This window comes from Streptomyces radicis (assembly GCF_003626575.1).
Taxonomy (GTDB): Bacteria; Actinomycetota; Actinomycetes; order Streptomycetales; family Streptomycetaceae; genus Streptomyces; species Streptomyces radicis.
The window spans coordinates 119,558-135,388 of the sequence record NZ_RBDY01000014.1 but is presented as its reverse complement, the minus strand read 5'-3'; the positions used below and the strand labels follow the sequence as shown (position 1 = coordinate 135,388).

Annotated in this window: 16 protein-coding genes; 10 read left to right on the top strand and 6 right to left on the bottom strand. The window is 71.3% G+C overall.

Features of this window, described 5'->3' with window-relative positions:
- Positions 1 to 17: 17 nt before the first annotated feature.
- The 5 genes from D7318_RS19405 to D7318_RS19385 all read right to left on the bottom strand — a co-directional run bounded on the left by D7318_RS19405 (position 18) and on the right by D7318_RS19385 (position 6,073).
- Positions 18 to 818 (bottom strand): DUF427 domain-containing protein, encoded by an 801-nt coding sequence (locus tag D7318_RS19405; RefSeq protein ID WP_120698374.1) that lies wholly within the window; start codon positions 816 to 818, stop codon positions 18 to 20.
- A gap of 71 nt (positions 819 to 889) precedes the next feature.
- Positions 890 to 2,707, bottom strand: a complete 1,818-nt coding sequence (locus D7318_RS19400) for a glycoside hydrolase family 2 protein (RefSeq protein ID WP_120698373.1) — start codon at positions 2,705 to 2,707, stop codon at positions 890 to 892.
- A gap of 77 nt (positions 2,708 to 2,784) precedes the next feature.
- Positions 2,785 to 3,618, bottom strand: coding sequence for a carbohydrate ABC transporter permease (locus tag D7318_RS19395; protein ID WP_120698372.1), 834 nt, complete (start codon positions 3,616 to 3,618; stop codon positions 2,785 to 2,787).
- A 101-nt stretch (positions 3,619 to 3,719) separates the two neighbouring features.
- Complete coding sequence (locus D7318_RS19390; RefSeq protein WP_408055511.1) at positions 3,720 to 4,688, bottom strand: carbohydrate ABC transporter permease; 969 nt, start codon at positions 4,686 to 4,688, stop codon at positions 3,720 to 3,722.
- Between the two features lie 50 nt (positions 4,689 to 4,738).
- Entirely contained in the window at positions 4,739 to 6,073 is a 1,335-nt protein-coding gene (locus tag D7318_RS19385; RefSeq protein WP_120698371.1) for an extracellular solute-binding protein, read from the bottom strand.
- A 183-nt stretch (positions 6,074 to 6,256) separates the two neighbouring features.
- Here D7318_RS19385 and D7318_RS19380 point away from each other — a divergent pair, with 183 nt between their 5' ends.
- The 6 genes from D7318_RS19380 to D7318_RS19355 all read left to right on the top strand — a co-directional run bounded on the left by D7318_RS19380 (position 6,257) and on the right by D7318_RS19355 (position 11,563).
- Complete coding sequence (locus D7318_RS19380; RefSeq protein WP_120698370.1) at positions 6,257 to 7,297, top strand: LacI family DNA-binding transcriptional regulator; 1,041 nt, start codon at positions 6,257 to 6,259, stop codon at positions 7,295 to 7,297.
- Between the two features lie 239 nt (positions 7,298 to 7,536).
- Positions 7,537 to 8,478: a hypothetical protein gene (locus D7318_RS19375; RefSeq protein ID WP_183091541.1), complete on the top strand. Its 942-nt coding sequence runs from the start codon at positions 7,537 to 7,539 to the stop codon at positions 8,476 to 8,478.
- A gap of 88 nt (positions 8,479 to 8,566) precedes the next feature.
- A complete protein-coding gene (locus tag D7318_RS19370) occupies positions 8,567 to 9,121 on the top strand; it encodes a SigE family RNA polymerase sigma factor (protein WP_120698368.1) in 555 nt (184 codons plus the stop codon).
- Positions 9,114 to 9,707, top strand: a complete 594-nt coding sequence (locus D7318_RS19365) for a hypothetical protein (RefSeq protein WP_183091542.1) — start codon at positions 9,114 to 9,116, stop codon at positions 9,705 to 9,707. Before D7318_RS19370 ends, D7318_RS19365 begins: the two co-directional genes overlap by 8 nt.
- 136 nt (positions 9,708 to 9,843) lie before the next feature.
- A complete protein-coding gene (locus D7318_RS32905) occupies positions 9,844 to 10,470 on the top strand; it encodes a hypothetical protein (protein WP_183091543.1) in 627 nt (208 codons plus the stop codon).
- A gap of 85 nt (positions 10,471 to 10,555) precedes the next feature.
- Positions 10,556 to 11,563: a CehA/McbA family metallohydrolase gene (locus D7318_RS19355; RefSeq protein ID WP_120698366.1), complete on the top strand. Its 1,008-nt coding sequence runs from the start codon at positions 10,556 to 10,558 to the stop codon at positions 11,561 to 11,563.
- On the opposite strand, the gene D7318_RS19350 is transcribed toward D7318_RS19355, so the two are convergent.
- Positions 11,535 to 12,218 (bottom strand): hypothetical protein, encoded by a 684-nt coding sequence (locus tag D7318_RS19350; protein WP_147437759.1) that lies wholly within the window; start codon positions 12,216 to 12,218, stop codon positions 11,535 to 11,537. The genes D7318_RS19355 and D7318_RS19350 overlap by 29 nt on opposite strands.
- Positions 12,219 to 12,711: 493 nt before the next feature.
- On the opposite strand from D7318_RS19350, the gene D7318_RS19345 reads away from it, so the two are divergent.
- The 4 genes from D7318_RS19345 to D7318_RS19330 all read left to right on the top strand — a co-directional run bounded on the left by D7318_RS19345 (position 12,712) and on the right by D7318_RS19330 (position 15,740).
- The gene (locus tag D7318_RS19345; RefSeq protein WP_120698364.1) at positions 12,712 to 13,587 is read left to right on the top strand and encodes a helix-turn-helix domain-containing protein; all 876 of its coding nucleotides are present in this window, start codon (positions 12,712 to 12,714) and stop codon (positions 13,585 to 13,587) included.
- Positions 13,584 to 13,805 carry a DUF397 domain-containing protein gene (locus tag D7318_RS19340; RefSeq protein ID WP_120698363.1) on the top strand — a complete coding sequence of 74 codons (222 nt, stop codon included), beginning with the start codon at positions 13,584 to 13,586 and terminating at the stop codon, positions 13,803 to 13,805. Before D7318_RS19345 ends, D7318_RS19340 begins: the two co-directional genes overlap by 4 nt.
- Before the next feature lie 219 nt (positions 13,806 to 14,024).
- Positions 14,025 to 14,936, top strand: a complete 912-nt coding sequence (locus D7318_RS19335; RefSeq protein WP_120698362.1) for a radical SAM protein — start codon at positions 14,025 to 14,027, stop codon at positions 14,934 to 14,936.
- A 63-nt stretch (positions 14,937 to 14,999) separates the two neighbouring features.
- Positions 15,000 to 15,740 (top strand): protein kinase family protein, encoded by a 741-nt coding sequence (locus D7318_RS19330; RefSeq protein ID WP_230423892.1) that lies wholly within the window; start codon positions 15,000 to 15,002, stop codon positions 15,738 to 15,740.
- Positions 15,741 to 15,831: the final 91 nt, after the last annotated feature.

Here is a 15,831-nt window from a genome sequence, read left to right as displayed (position 1 = left end):
CTACCCCGGTGGCGGGCTCATACGACGGTTTCGCCGTCCACTTCCGTGGTGACGCGCTGGTGTGCGAAGCAGAGCTCGCCCTTCACCTTGGACGCGGCCTCGAGCGGGTGGGGATATGACCAGGCCACGTCGTCGACGCGCGGCCCTTCGCCGGTGTACGACCAGTAGTGGGCCGTTCCCTTGTAGGGGCACACGGCGCGCGTGGTGCTCTCGGTCAGGAGATCGAGGCGTACGTCCTCGACGGGGATGTAGTACCGGTTGGGCAGCCCGGTCTCGCTCAGCAGCCCGGGCCGGTCGGTCTCGGCGAGCACGCGGTCGTCGAGCAGCACCCGCACATGTCTGCCGCTGCGCCGCACGTCCACGCGGTGGTAGAGGTCGCGCAGGTGTCCCTCGACGCGCTCCTCCTCGTCGTACCAGGCGTCGGCCGCCTCCCAGTAGGGCGCGAGGTGCCCGGCGAGCCACGCGGACTCCGCGCGCGGCCGCTCGTAGGCCCAGACGGCGTTCTCGGCGCGGCGGTCGCCGACGGCGATGGTCCAGTAGGAGGCGTCGCCCTTGAACGGGCAGTAGGTGCTGTGCTCGGTCCTCGTCAGCAGCTCGTGGTCGACGTCCGCGGTGGGGACGTAGAGCTGGGGCAGCAGACCGGTCTCGTAGAGCAGCTTGCCCTCGCGCGTGTCGAGGACGACCGCGCCGCCGAACTCGGCGCGCACCCGGCGTGGGAAGGGCGTCAGGAGGAGGCGGTGTTCGGGGCCCTCGATCGTGTAGTTGACGGTCTCGGGCGGGGTCGGGGAGAGGGGTCCGTGGGCGTGGGTCAGTGTCACGTTCCGTGCCAATCGCTCGCCGGGGCGCCCGCACCGCGCGGGCGCCCCGGCCACGACGTTAGCGGCAGGCCCTAGCGCTCCTCGATCGCCGCGCGGCGGACCTGCGCCGCGCGCACGCGCTCCACGTCGAGCTTGGTCGTGCGGTCGAAGCGGTAGACGCCGTTCTGCTCCTGGAACACGTCGGTGAGCTGCGTGTAGCAGTAGCCGAACATGTCGGGGTCGCCGAGCAGCACGCCGGTCAGGCCCTCGAAGCGGGCGTGGAACTCCTCCTCGTCGCGCGGTCTGTCGCCATATCCCCACGACGCGGTCCTGTCGTCGCCCGCGGCCGTCGCCGCGGCCTCGGGGTCCCACCAGATGCCGCCGAACTCGCTGACGAAGTACGGCTGTCCGCGGTAGGGCAGCGAGTACGCGGTGCCGTCGGCGTGGCGGTTGACGTAGGGGGTGCCGTCGGCGAGCCCGGCCTGCTGGCGGGCGAACGCGGCGGGGTCCTGCTCGTAGGAGTGCGAGTCGTAGACGTCGGTCTCGGCGACGCGGTGGGCGTAGCCGGAGGCGTCGACGACCGGGCGCGTGGTGTCAAGGGCCTTGGTGGCGAGGAACATCGCGCGGGTGACCGAGTCGAGCTGGGTGACGCGGTCGTGGAGCTTCTGGTAGGTCTCGTTGAGCGGGCACCAGCCGACGATCGACGGGTGGCTGTAGTCGCGCTCGATCGCCTCGAGCCACTGGCCGACGTAGGACGCGTCGGGCTGCTGGTTGTCGCCCGAGGAGCCGCCGACCTCGCAGCCCCAGTCGCCGAACTCGCCCCACACCAGGTAGCCGAGCCGGTCGGCGTGGTAGAGGAAACGCTCCTCGAAGACCTTCTGGTGCAGCCGCGCGCCGTTGAAGCCCGCCGCCATGGCCAGCTCGATGTCGCGGACCAGGGCCTCGTCGGTGGGCGCGGTCATCAGCCCGTCGGGGTACCAGCCCTGGTCGAGGACGAGGCGCTGGAAGACGGTGCGCCCGTTGAGCGTGATCGCCTTGCCGCGGATGCCGACCGCGCGCAGCCCGGCGTAGCTCTCGGCGGCGTCCACCTCGACGCCCTCGGCGTCGAGCAGCGCGAGCCGCAGCCCGTAGAGGTGCGGGTCGTCGGGGCTCCACTCGCGGCGCCGGTCCTCGGGCACCGGCAGATACAGGCGGGGCGCGAGGTCGAGGTCCGCGCGCGCCTCGGCGCGCGCCACCTCGCCGTCGGCGTCGGTGAGGACGGCGGCGACACGGTGGCCCTCGCGGTTGCCCGAGAGCGGCAGCTCGAGGTGGAACGCCGAGCCCGCCAGGTCGGGGGTGATCCGGGGGCGGCGCAGGTGCAGGTCGGCCACCGGCTCGAGCCACACCGTCTGCCAGATGCCGGTGACGCGCGTGTAGTTGCAGTCGTGGTTGGCGTACTTGATCGCCTGCTTGCCGCGCGCCTGGGGGCCCGACCTGGGGTCGCGGGCCCTGACGGTGATCACGGCCTCGTCGCCCGGCTCGGCGACGCCGTCCAGGTCGGCGGTGAACGGGGTGAAGCCGCCGCGGTGGCGGGCGACCTCGGTGCCGTTGACCCACACGGTGGTGTCGTAGTCGACGGCCCCGAAGTGCAGCAGCACGCGCCGCCCGGCCCACTCGGCGGGCAGGGTCACGGTGCGCCGGTACCAGACGGCGTGGAGGAAGTCGGTCTCGCCTATGCCCGAGAGCTCGGACTCCGGCGGGAAGGGGACCAGGATCTCGCCGCTCAACTCGCGGTCGGTCAGCCCCCTCTCGAGACCGCTGTCGCCGCGGTCGAGCTCGAACTGCCAGGTGCCGTTCAGGTTCAGCCAGTCGTGACGGGCGAACTGCGGGCGCGGGTACTCCGGACGGGGTACGGCGGAGTGAGAGGGCACGGGTGCTCCTGGGGGGATACGGGTTGAGCAGGTGGAACCGGGCGGGTGAAGCGAGTCGGCGGCGCGTGAGGTCGGCCTCACGTCCCGCCGAGTCCGGTGGTCGCGACCGACCGGACGATGCGCCGCTGGAACAGCAGGAAGACCACGATCAGCGGCAGCGCGGCCAGCAGCGCGGACGCCATCGACTGCGCGTAGACGGTGCCATAGGCGTCCTTCACGGTGGCGAGCCCGACAGGCAGGGTCATCAGGTCGGAGTCGTTCGTCACAATGAACGGCCACAGGAAATTGTTCCAGGCGCCGATGAACACGAAGATGCCCACCGCCGCCACGATCGGCCGGGAGAGCGGCAGCACGATCGACCAGAAGACCCGCAGGTCGGAGGCGCCGTCGATGCGCGCGGCCTCCTCCAGCTCGCGCGGGATCCCGTCGAAGAAGCGCTTGAGGATGAAGACCATCATCGGCGCGACGATCTGCGGCAGGATCACCGCCCAGTAGGTGTCCACCAGGTCGAACGCCAGCATCTGCCGGAAGAGCGGCACGATCAGCAGCTGCGGCGGCACCATGATCGACGCGACCGTGAGCGCCATGAGCGCGCGCCGCCCGCGGAACGTCCCGCGCGAGAAGCCGTACGCCGCCAGCGTCGAGATCGCGACGGTCAGCGCCGTCACGACCGCGGCGATCAGCAGGCTGTTGAACGCCCAGACCGGCAGGTTGCCCCGGTCGAAGACCTCGCGGTACGACTCCAGCGTGAAGGCGCCCTTGAACGGCGAGAGCCCCGGCGTCGTGACATCCGCCTCGCTCTGGAACGACGTGACCACCGCCCACACGAACGGCAGCAGCCACACGGCGGCCATCACGATCAACGCGGTCCCGCCCAGCGCGCGCGGCCACCGCCCGGCGCCGAGCAGCATCGGGGAGCCCTGCGCCTCACGGGGCGCGCGGCGGCGCGGGGGGCCCGCGGGGCGGCGGGTCCGCCCGGAGGAGGGCCGGGAAGAAACAGTCGCGGACACGGTCAGTCCCCCTGCCGGAAGAAGCGGAGCTGCGCGATCGAGACGATGATGACGATCGCGAAGAAGAGGTACGAGATGGACGACGCGTAGCCGAGCCGGTAGCCGGTGAAGCCGACGTCGTAGATGTACTCGAGGATCGGCCGGGTCGACTCGTTCGGGCCGCCCTTGGTCAGGATGTAGATCTGGTCGAACACCTTGAGCGACGCCAGGATCTGGAGCATCACCACCAGGCCCGTCGTCCGGCGCAGCTGCGGCAGCACGACCGACCACAGCCGCCGCCACGCGCCCGCGCCGTCGAGCGCCGCCGCCTCGTGGAGGGAGTCGGGGAGCGACTGGAGCGCGGCGAGGTAGAGCAGGAAGTTGAACCCCACCGTCCACCAGATGGTCAGCACGGCCATCGACCACATCGCCACCGACTCGTCCGAGAGCCAGCCCACCGGCTCCAGGCCGATCGCCGTCACCAGCTCGTTCCCCAGGCCCAGATCGGGCTGGTAGAGCCAGCTCCAGATGAGCGTCACCACGGTCACGGGCAGCAGGTAAGGGGCGAAGAACGCCAGCCGCCACACCCACTGGCCCGCGAGCCCGGTGTGCACAAGCAGCGCCATGGCCAGGGCGATCACGACGAGCGGGACGCTGGATATCAGCGTGAAGAACACCGTGTTCCCCAGGCTGCTCCACACGTCGGGGTCGCCGAACGCCTCCGCGTAGTTGTCGAACCCGACGAAGCTCGTGCCGCGCAGCGACAGCGACTCGTCGGTGAAGCTCATCCAGATCCCGTAGACGATCGGCCACACCATGAACAGGCCGAACGCCACCGTGAACGGCAGCACGAACAGCAGCCCGGTGCGCCCGCGCCTGCCCGGTCCCCCGGGCGCGGCCTCGGTCACGGCGGGGCGTGCGGCGCTGTCCCGCGCGGCCCCCTCACTCAAGGGCCTTGGGCCCGCGGCGCCTGTCGAAGCGGTGGTACTCACGTAAGTCGCTCCCTCGTACTCGCTGACTCGCTGACTCGCTCGGCCCGCCGTCAGGCGACCGGGTTGGGCTGGTCGAGGAGGGTGCGGGCCTCGGAGATCATCCGGTCCACCGCCTGCTCGGCCGAGGAGTTGCCGAGCAGCATCGACTGGAGCTGCTGGCTCATGGCGTTCTGGAAGTTCGACCCGGCGCCCGCGAACCAGTTGGCCGGGTCGAGGACGACGAACTCGCCCGCCTCGACATAGGAGGACTGCGGCGTCAGCTCGGCGTACTCGGGCCGGGAGATCACCGGCTGGTACGCCGGGATGTGGCCCGCCCCCGCCCACGTCAGGCTGTCCTTGATCATGCTGGCCACATAACGGTGGGCCTCGCGCCGCCGCTCGGCGTCGGGCCGCTCCTGGCGCGGCAGCACGAACGCGTGCGAGTCGGCGTACGCGGCGGGCTGCTCGAAGACCTGCGGATAGGGCGCGGCGCCCAGCGCTATCCCCGAGTCCCGCAGGGTGGGCAGCTCCCACTCCCCCGACATCAGCATCCCGGCGCGCCCGCCCATGAAGGAGGCCATCGCGCCGTTGTAGTCGAGCCCTCCTGGGTTGGGGCCGCCGCCGTAGAGCTCCCGGATGAACGACGCCACGCGCACCGCCTGGTCCCTGTCCACCCGCGGGGTGCCGCCGTCGGGCAGCGTGAACTCCGCGCCGGTCTGGGAGTAGAGGCCGAAGAACTGCCGCCAGTTCTGCGCGGTGTCGTTGACATGGCCGAAAACGATCCCCTGGCCGCCGCTCGCCCCGGCGAGCGCCTCGCCCGCGGCGATCAGCGCCTCGGGCGAGGCGAGCGGCAGCAACTGCCCCTCGGAGTCGAGCAGTCCGGCCTGATCGGCGAGGTCGACGTTGAAGAACGCGATGAACGGGTGGGTGTCGAGGGGAATCCCGTACACCGTTCCCTCGTGCTGCACGCGGCTCCAGATCGCGGGCGTGAAGTCACGCTCGGTGACGCCGAACTCGGCCAGCAGGTCGAGGTCCCACGGGTCGAGCAGCCCGCCTGGCGCGTATCCGGCGAGGCGGGAGAGGTGCAGCACCGCCACGTCGGCGGCCCGGCCGCCCGCCGCGGACATCGCGAGCTTCGTGTAGTACGAGGCGCCCCACTCCAGGATGGTCCGGTCGACCGTGAAGCCGTCGGGCCCCGAGGACACGGCGGCGATCATCTCGTCCATCAACATGCCGTCGCCGCCCGAGAACGGGTCCCACACCTGGAGCGACGACGCCCCGGTCGAGGCGGCGGGCGAGGCGCACGAGGCGAGCGACCCGGTGGCGAGCAGCGCGCCCGTCCCGGCGAGGCCCGCGCGCAGCAGGCCCCGGCGGCTGATCCCGCGGGCGGGGGGAGGAAGGCTCATCGTCGACCCTTTCAGGCTCGGTCGGACGCCCGCCCGAACACGGAGGGTGAACCTGGGGCGGCCGTTGTCCCGATCCCGTTTTTACATCGATGTACATGGCCTGTAAAGACCTGTGCCGCCCCTCGTTCGCGAGAGCTACGATCGTCGGGTCCTGTGTCTGGGTGGGTGGGTAAGGGGTGTGCGGTGGCGAGGCCGAGGATCAAGGATGTGGCGCGGCTCGCCGGAGTCTCGGAGAAGACCGTCTCCAACGTGATCAACGACTACGAGCACGTCTCCGACCGCACGCGGGCCGCGGTCAGGCAGGCCATAGACGAGCTGGGGTACCGGGTCAACCTCGCGGGTCGCCACCTGCGGCGCGGGCGCACGGGGATCATCGCGCTGATCCTCCCCGAGCTGGACTTCTCCTACTTCGGCGAGGTCGCGACGCATGTGATCGCCGAGGCCGAGCGGCGCGGCCTGACCGTGCTCGTGCACCAGACGCTGGCCGACCGGCAGCACGAGCTCACCGCGTTGGACGGCTTCGGCTCGGACTTCGTGGACGGGCTGCTGATGTCGCCGCTCGCGCTCACGGCGGACGACGTGGCCGAACGCGGCGGGCACCTGCCCGTGGTGCTGCTCGGCGAGCTGATCCAGGAGGGCGCCGACCACGTCGCGATCGACAACGTCCTGGCCACCCGCGAGGCCACCGAGCACCTCGTCGGCATGGGCCGCCGCTCGATCGTGGCGGTGGGCGGCAAGGAGGCGGGCGGCCCCGAGCCCGCGACGACGGGCACCGCGCAGGTCCGCACGCGCGGCTTCCGCGAGGCGCTCCAGACGGCGGGCCTGCCCTACGACCCGGCGGCGGTGCTGCCGGTGCGGCAGTTCAGGACGCCGGACGGGGCGGCCGCGGTGGAACGGTATCTGGCCGCGGGCCACAAGCCCGACGCGATCCTGTGCCTCAACGACCAGATGGCGCTCGGCACGCTGCGCACCCTGCACGAGCGGGGCCTGCGGGTGCCCGAGGACGTGGCGGTGGTGGGGTTCGACGACGTGGAGGCGGGGCGTTTCAGCGTGCCGTCGCTCACCACGGTCGCGCCGGACAAGGCGGCGGTGGCGCGGGTGGCCGTTGAGCTGCTGGTGGACCGGATCGCGGCGCGCGCCGAGGGGCTCCCGCCGCTGCCCCCGAGGAACCGGGTGGTGCCGCACCGCCTGGTGGTGCGGGAGAGCACGGGCGGTCCGCGCTGAGCTGACGCGGGTCGCCGGTACGCAACGGTCGTGCCACAAGCGTCTGTTGTCCCTTTCCTCCCGGGTCACGCTTCTGGGATCGTCGGAGCAGGGTGCCCGCAGGGCGCGTGTCTTCGGGGGGTCGCATGGCCACAGGGAACGCACCACCACCACCGCCGCCTTCGTGGGGTCCGCCGGGGCCGCCGCCAGGGCCGCCTCCGCCGTGGGGCCCGCCGCCCTGGGGGCCGCCGCCGCCCCCGGTGCGAGGCCCCGGTGACGGGCGCGCGCCGGGCGCGCAGCGGGGCGCGTACCTGCTGAGCGGCACGCTGCTGCTGGTCTTCGCGGGGGGCGTGCTCGCCTGGCTGCTCAACGGGCTCGACCAGTCCGGCGCCCGGCCGATCGACCTGATCAAGGCGTTCTTCGACCCGACGCACCCGGTGCCCGAGCGGCTGCTGGCGCCGTACGAGTGGGTGTTCACGGTCGCGCTGGTCGCGGTGGGCCTGCTGGCGCTCGCACAACGGCGGTTCGCGCGGGGCGGCGCGCTGCTGCTGGCGTTCGTGCTGCTCGCGCTGTGCCTGCGGCAGGGCGTGGGGGCGTTGGACGCGACCTACCGCGAGGGCTTCGACGACCCCGACTACGGCGCCTGGACGGCCCTCACCTATGTCGGCGGCTTCGTGATCGCGGTGGCGATCGTCGTGTCGCTGCTGCGGGCGCGCGAGGAGCGCCGCTCCTCGGTGACCGCCCCGCTCGGCGGCGCGGTGCTGCTGGTCCTGGCCGCGATCCACATCGCGTGGGTGATCGACCGCCAGCGGATCCTGGCCGACGTGAACGCGTTCTCGTGGGGCGACTACGCCCGCGACCTGGTGGACCCCTCGCTCCTGCACGCGCCGCTTTCGCTCAGCGGCGGCGTCTACTTCCACGAGGCGGCGCTGCTCGTCGCGGCCGTGGTGGTCGGCGCCCTGGCCGTGGCGAACCGCCCGGCGGCGCGCGGCGCGGGCGTGGTGGTGCTGGCGCTGCTGACGTACCTGGAGGTTCGGGCGATCACGCTGCGCTTCCAACTCGACTGGTGGGACGAGTCGTTCGACTCCACGCGCGGGGTGCTCGACCTGCTGACCCACGTCGTCTCGATCCCGCTGGCCGTGGCGGGCTTCGCCCTGCTGCTGTGGCCGACGCGGGAGCGCGGTCCCGGCCTCGGCCACTGAGGGTCACCGGGGCCCGGGGCCGCGCACGTCGCCGACCGCTTGTGCTGCGAGGGACGCGGGTGGCACCGTGCGGCGTGATAGGAGAGTCATGCGACCACCAGAAGAACCGCGCGGCGGCCGGGGTGCGGACGAACACGCGTTCGACGCCTTCTACACCGCGAGCGTCGGCAGGCTCATCGGGCAGCTGTACGCGATGACAGGCGACCTCGCCGAGGCGCAGGATGTGGTCCAGGAGGCCTTCGTCCGGGCCTGGGAACGCCGGGACGAGCTGGACCTGGACGCCGCACCCGAGGCGTGGGTGCGCACGGTGGCCTGGCGGCTCGCGGTCAGCCGGTGGCGGCGGGTGCGCACCGCGCTCGCCTTCGCCAGGCGCCAGGGCCCCCCGGCCGCGGTGCCGCCACCTGAGCCGCACCATGTGCTGCTGGTCCAGGCGTTGCGGCAGATCCCCGAGGCCCAGCGACGGGCCGTGGTGCTCCACCACCTGTGCGACCTGACGGTCGAGCAGGTGGCCGCCGAGGCCGACTGCCCCATCGGCACGGTCAAGGCGCACCTGAGCCGGGGGCGGGCGGCGTTGGCACGGCTGCTGGCCGATACTGAGCTGGATCCGCGGACCGCCCGCGTGTCGGAGGTGCGTCATGGCTGACGGGACTGAGCTGGAGGGCTACCTCGCCGACCTGGCCGACCTGGCCGAGTCGGGTCGGCGGCACGCGGAGCCGCTCGCCGCGGAGCGGATCCGGGCGCGCGGTGAACGGCGCCTGCGCCGCAGGCGGGCCGCTCTGGCGTCCGGCGGCGCGGTGCTCGCCGTGGCCCTGGCCGTGGGAGGGGTGTCGCTGACCCGGGCCGCCCAGGGGCCCGAGCCGACCGCCGTGGACCCGACGCCGACCGCCTCGCTGTTCGTGCCGCCGACGCCCGCTCCGGGTGAGGAGTACGCGAGCGAGCTGGGCTATGTGTATGGCGCGGCGCTGACGGGGGACACGGTGCGGGTCACCGTCGAGCAGGTCCGCGCCGAGGGCGGAAACGTCGCACCCGTCGGTGTGGTGCACACGTTGACCCTGCCACGGCGGACGCTCGTCGAGGCGCGGCAGCTGACCGAAGGGAGCCCCGCGGACGTGGAGCTGGGCGAGCTGGTGGATCAGCTGTCCGGCGGGCCGCGGTGGGTGTTCGCCATCGACTACGACAGCGAGGGCCGCGTGCACTCGCTGCGGGAGGCGTACTGGCTCTCCGGGTGAGTCCCCCGGTGAGTTCAGGGGGTGGTCGAGGGGGGCGGTCGGCGAAGAAGTGGGGATCGGGGTGCAACCCGAGGGGTGGGCCAGCGCGTAGAGCCCATGTATCCAGAACGCACCTGATCCTTGGGGGACCTTTCCCATGTACCACTCACGCCGACGGGCCGCCGTCCGCTACCTCACCGTTCTCGCCTTCGGCCTCGCGGCCCTGACCGGGTGCGCCGACGAGAGCGAAGGGCAGGAGGCCGCCGCCGCGCCCGAGACATCGGCGGCGCCTTCCGCCTCGGCCGACGAGACGGCGGACGCCGCGGACACGGACGACGCGGCGGACACCGACGCCGCCGCCGACACGGACGACGCCGACACCGACACCGAGACCGACGCCGACGACGCATCGGCGTCGACCGGTGCGAACCCCTGGGCGGGGGCCAGACAGTTCGTGCAGATCGACGACGCCTGGAGCGAGGACGGAAGGACGTACCTGTCGGTGCGGCCCGCCGAGAAGGAGGCGCACGTCACCGACCACTCCGAGGCATGGGTGGTCGTCCCGAGCGAGGGTCCCTTCACCGAGGTGCTTCTGGCCGAGGACGCCCAGGTGCTGCTCGCGGTCCCGCTCGGCGACGAATCCGCGGCATCGTCGTACTCCCAGGCCGAGTTCGTCAGCAGGCTGACGGCCCAGTCGCCCTCGGTCCGCCCGCGCTTCGGGTACGACCTGAGCTTCGACGGAGAGGGCCAGGTGACCAGGCTGGAGTCGCTGTACACGTCCTGAACGCGCGGGGCCCTGACCTCGTCCGGGTCCGCCCGTATCGTAGGGCGCGGACCCGCGAAGGGGGCCGATCGGCGAAGGGGGAGGAATGCCGGAGTCGGACGTTCCGCCGATGCGGGTGCCCGGGCGGGGGCCCGGCTGGTATCGCGGGGATCTTCATGTGCACTCGGCGGCCTCGGACGGCGGGGAGTTGACGCCCGGGCAGCTGGCGGCCGAGGCCAGGGCGGCGGGGCTTGACTTTCTCGCGACGACCGAACACAAGTCCACGGCCACGCACGGCGCTTGGGGGCGTCATGCGGGCGACGACCTGCTGGTGATCCTGGGCGAGGAGGTCACCACGAGGACCGGGCACTGGCTCGCGCTCGGCATCCGCCCCGGTCAGGTGATCGACTGGCGGTACGGGGTGCGGGACGCGGCGGTCGAACGGCACCTGGACGAGGTGCACGGCGTCGGCGGCCTGTGCGTGGCGGCGCACCCGTTCGCGCCGTATGCGTCCGGCACGTTCATGTACCCGTACCAGGGGTTCGACGTGGTCGAGGTGTGGAACGGGCTGTGGGCGTCGGACCAGCCGTGGAACGCCGACAACGAGGCCGCCCTCGCCGAGTGGGGCCGCGCCCTCGCCGCCGACGTCCACCGGGGCCGTTGGCGCCCCGCGGTGGGCAACAGCGACGCCCATCTGAGCGGCCAGCTCGGCACCCCGCACACCGTGGTGCAGGCCGACGAGCTGAGCACCGGGGCGATCCTCGACGGGCTGCGGGCAGGCCGGAGTTGGATCGCCGAGTCCGCCGCCGTCGAGCTGGCGTGCACGGCCTCGGCCGGTGATCGCCGCGCGGAGTTCGGCGAGCGGTTGGCGACCCGCGGCGCCCCGACCGTGGTGCGGGTGGAGGTCCGCGGCGTGCCCTCGGGAACGGTCAGCCTGCACACCGAGGCGGGAACGGCGCACCGCGCCTCGCTGCCCACCACGGGCGCGGGCACCGTCGAGTGGCGCACCGGCGCCGACGAATCGGGCTTCGTCCGCGTCGAAGTGCGCCATCCCCACGGGCACATGGCGGCGCTGGGCAATCCGGTCATCCTGGATGAACGCGAGCTGGACTGAATTCGAAGTCGACGGTGCAGCGGGTGAGTTCGACGAGCAGCTGCGACGCCATGAACCACGGCGCGGACGGGTGGCCGTAGGGCAGGTACCCGTCGGTGGGGTGGGGGCGGGGAGTGCCGACCGCGTCGGGCGTGAAGAAGCCGCCGAAGACGCCCCAGGTGCGGGGTTTGCGCGAGTGGATCAGCAACGGGTGCCGCAGGTGCGGGCAGTGCCGCACGGCCAACGCGGCGCACGGGCGGCAGATCGGCGGCTTGGTGGAGAGCGCTCCCTCGGGCCAGTCGTCGCCCGCCCACTCCGGCATCTCGGACCCCTCGATGAGGAACAGCCAGCCCTGCGACGTCCGGCTCGCCTGCCCGCCACAGACCTGGCACAGCTTGTTGAGCAACGCGTTCCGCTGCCGCGCGGGGTGCAACGCCCCGAAGTCAGGCCGCCCCTTCCCCGGCGCCTCACTCATCCGCGTCCACAACACGCCCTGCGCGTCGCGGTCTTGAGGCACCTCGTCGCGGTAGCCGAGCCCCTTCCCGTCGGGCCGAACGGTCAACGCGCCCACCAGGCCCCCGCCTTCCCCCGTCCACGCGGCGGCATACGGAACGGGCAGGGACCTCGGCCCCCAGGAGAGGAGACGCGGCGGAGCGGGAACAGCGCGAACAGGCATGGCAATTGAGGTCCTTCTCAAAAGAGGGTGGACGGTCGGACCGGCGCGAGTTCGAGGTCACAGACGGACGCCCACCACGGACACCGCTCCCGGCACTCCGGCCTCAACAGGACGCGCACGGGCCGTTCCATGCGGCGTGTGGTGACCAAGTGCCGTGCGTCCTGGAGGAGTTGAACGGTGCCAACACTGCCGGTCCCCGCATCACGCACGCGGGCACCGAACGTCAACCAGTCGGGTGGCCGGGGGGCCAAGGCTTTGGGCATGGTTTAACCCCTTGTCGCCGTGGGGGCGTTCGACTCCCGGTGAGCGATCCGCAGCGGGCTGCGACATCGCGCCGGGTGAGGAAGAATGCGACTACGAAGGGTCAACAGGCAACGTTGGATGCCCAATTGCCAGAAGTTGAGGCACCACAGGGCTTGTCTGTCGCACCCGAGGGGGCCGAACGCGCACCCAGAGCTTCTGTTCCGACACCCAGGGAGTGTGAAATAGCACCATGCCGAATGTTCGAGCGATCCCCACGCTGCGCAGGCGGCGGCTCGGCCAAACCATCCGGAGGTACCGGAACGACGCCGGGATCACTCTGGTCACTGCGGCCAGAGCGATGGGGTGGGACGACAGCAAGCTCTCCCGCATGGAGAACGCCGTCGCACGCCTCCTCCCCCAGGACGTCGCCAAGCTGCTGGCGCAGTACGGCGTCAGCGACCTGTCGGTGATCAGGGCACTGGAGGAATTGGCCAAGGACGCCGGAAAGCAGGGCTGGTGGCAGGCGTACGGCGGCACCCTCGGTCTGAGCTACAAGGACTATCTGGCCCTGGAAACGGACGCGGAGAGCCTCCATATCTTCACGCCGGGACTGATCCCCGGACTGCTCCAAACCGGCGCCTACGCCCGTGAGATCATCGCGGCAATCGATGGCTCGCTCACACCGCAGGAGGTTGCCGCCCTCGCCGAGGTCCGCAAGACGCGTCAGGCCATCCTGACGACCAGGGCGGACGGCCAGCCGTTGAGGCTGTGGGCCGTCATCCACGAGGCCGCGTTGCACCAGCGGTTCGCTGGGCTGCCATATCTCATGCGCCAGCAACTCCGGCATTTGCTGGACATGATCGACCTCCCGAACATCACCATCCAGGTGATGCCGCTGGTCGGCACTCCGCACCCGGGCATGCTGGGCCACTTCGAGATCGTGCGCTTCCCGCACCCCTGGCCCACCGTGGTCATGCTGGAGAACATCCAGGGTGGTCACTTCATCGAAGGCATGGAAGACGTAAGGGCCTTCGAGGCCGCCTTCGAACGCGTCGTCGCCGCCGCATTGTCCGTGGATGACTCACGGCAGCTCATCAAGACCCTCCTGGAAAGGAACAGCAAGTGAACGCCCTCAAGGAAGACCTCTACGCCCTCGACCTGTCGAACGCGGTTTGGCGCAAGTCCCCCCGCAGCAACGGAGCGAACAACTGCGTCGAGATCACCGACCTCCCCGGCGGCGGGGTCGCGATGCGCGACTCGAAGAACCCCGAGCGGGAGGCGTTGCGTTACACGGCCGCCGAGTGGAACGCGTTCCGCCAGGCCATCCTCGACGGCACGCTGTAAATCGAACGAACGGGGCCGTCTTCCCCCGAGAGAGCCGGGGAAAGACGGCCCCGCCCCACCCCTCTACCCGATCGACTCCGTTCATACCCGCAGAACTCGCGCGCCCCCCAACGCTCCGTCGCGCCGCCCTCATGCCTCGTGCGCCCGCTCGGCGGGACACCGATGACACCGCAAGGTGAAAGGCATCCGGCGTCCACCAACCGGCGAGAAGGGGCCCCGATGCCAGCACCTCGACTGCTGTGGCTCGACCTGACCCGCAAGTGCCAACTCGCGTGCGTTCACTGCTACAACGCATCCGGGTCGGACGGCTCCCATGGCGTGATGACGCGCGAGGACTGGATCGGCGTCCTCGATCAGGCGCGGGACGCCGGTGTCCGCAACGTTCAACTCATCGGCGGAGAGCCGACGTTGCACCCGCACTTCACCGAGATACTGGACCACGCGTGGGCGCTCGGCCTGGAGGCCGAGGTATTCAGCAACCTCGTCCACGTGCCCGACGCGCACTGGGAGTTGTACCGACGCGAGGGTGTTTCGCTCGCCACGTCGTACTACTCCGACCAGGCCGGTGAACACAACGCCATGACCGGCCGCCCCAGCCACGCCCGTACCAGGGCCAACATCGCCAAGGCCGTCCGCCTCGGCATCCCCTTACGCGCCGGGATCATCGTCGCCAGCGACAACCAGCGCGCCGTCGAGGCGAGAGCCGATCTCGAGTCCCTGGGAGTGACAAGAATCGGTGTCGACCGCATCCGAGAGTTCGGCCGAGGTTCAGGTGGCGAAGCCCCGGATGCGGCCAACCTGTGTGGGCGGTGCGGCGACGGCCGGGCGGCCATCGGACCGGACGGCCGGGTCAGTCCGTGCGTCTTCTCCACCTGGATGGGGGTCGGTAATGTCCGGCGTAGCCCGCTGGTCTCGGTCCTCACGAGCAAGGCCATGGCGGAGGCCAACAGCGCCATCCGCCGCGTGGCGAGTAAAGGGGATTGTCAGCCCAAGTGCTATCCCAACCAGACCCCCTGTTACCCTGCGAACACACCCTGCGCTCCCAAGGGGGATTTCCCCGAGGCGTGCAACCCCGACGACGAGGAATGTGGCCCCGGCGTCCCAAGCATCGAATGCCGCCCCAGGAGATAAGTGTCCACCGCAAGCGATCCCGACCCCGCGTTCCGGGAACTGATCCGTCCCCTTGTCGGGGCCGTGACCGAAATCCAGCTGATCGAAAGGGCGTTCAGCACGGACCTGACGGCCGTGGTGACCGGGGAACTCGGCCGTTTCTTCGTCAAAGCCATGCGGAACCGGCCCGGTGGGCGGCGTGATCAGATGTTGCGGGAGAGGGACATCAATCCGTTCGTCCGGTCTCTCGCCCCGGCGCTCTTGTGGTCCGCCGAGGACGACGAGTGGATCGTGCTCGGATTCGAGTGCGTGAACGGCCGGGAAACGGACTTCGCGCCCGACTCGCCGGACGTGCCGGTGGTCGTCGACCTCATCAACCGCGTCGGCGAGCTGCCCCTCCCCGAGATCGCCGAGGACTGGACAGAAACCCGCTGGGACTGGTGGGCCGACCGCGGCGCCCCCGCGTTGTTCCGCGGGAACGCGTTCCTCCACGCGGACATCAACCCCAGCAACTTCCTCATCGACGACCGGCGTTCCTGGCTCGTCGACTGGTCCTGGCCCACGCGCGGAGCCGCGTTCATCGACCCCGCCATGCTGGTATTCCAGCTCATCGCCGCCGAGCACACACCCGGGAACGCCGAGGCATGGGCGGCCAAGTGCCCGGCCTGGACCAACGCCGACCCCGAAGCCATCGACGCCTTCGTCATCGCCCACACCCGCATGCACCGCCACCGAGCCCTGCGCAAGCCGGATCAGCCCTGGCTCGGCGCCATGGCCGACGCCACGGAAACGTGGGCCGCCCACCGGGGCCTCGAGCCGTTCTGACCTCAACGTGGGAGGCGCCGCCGTTGCTCGCGGAGTTCCGCCACCCGAAGGCGGTCACGTTGCGCGCGTCCGGCGAGAGATCGCTGTCCGA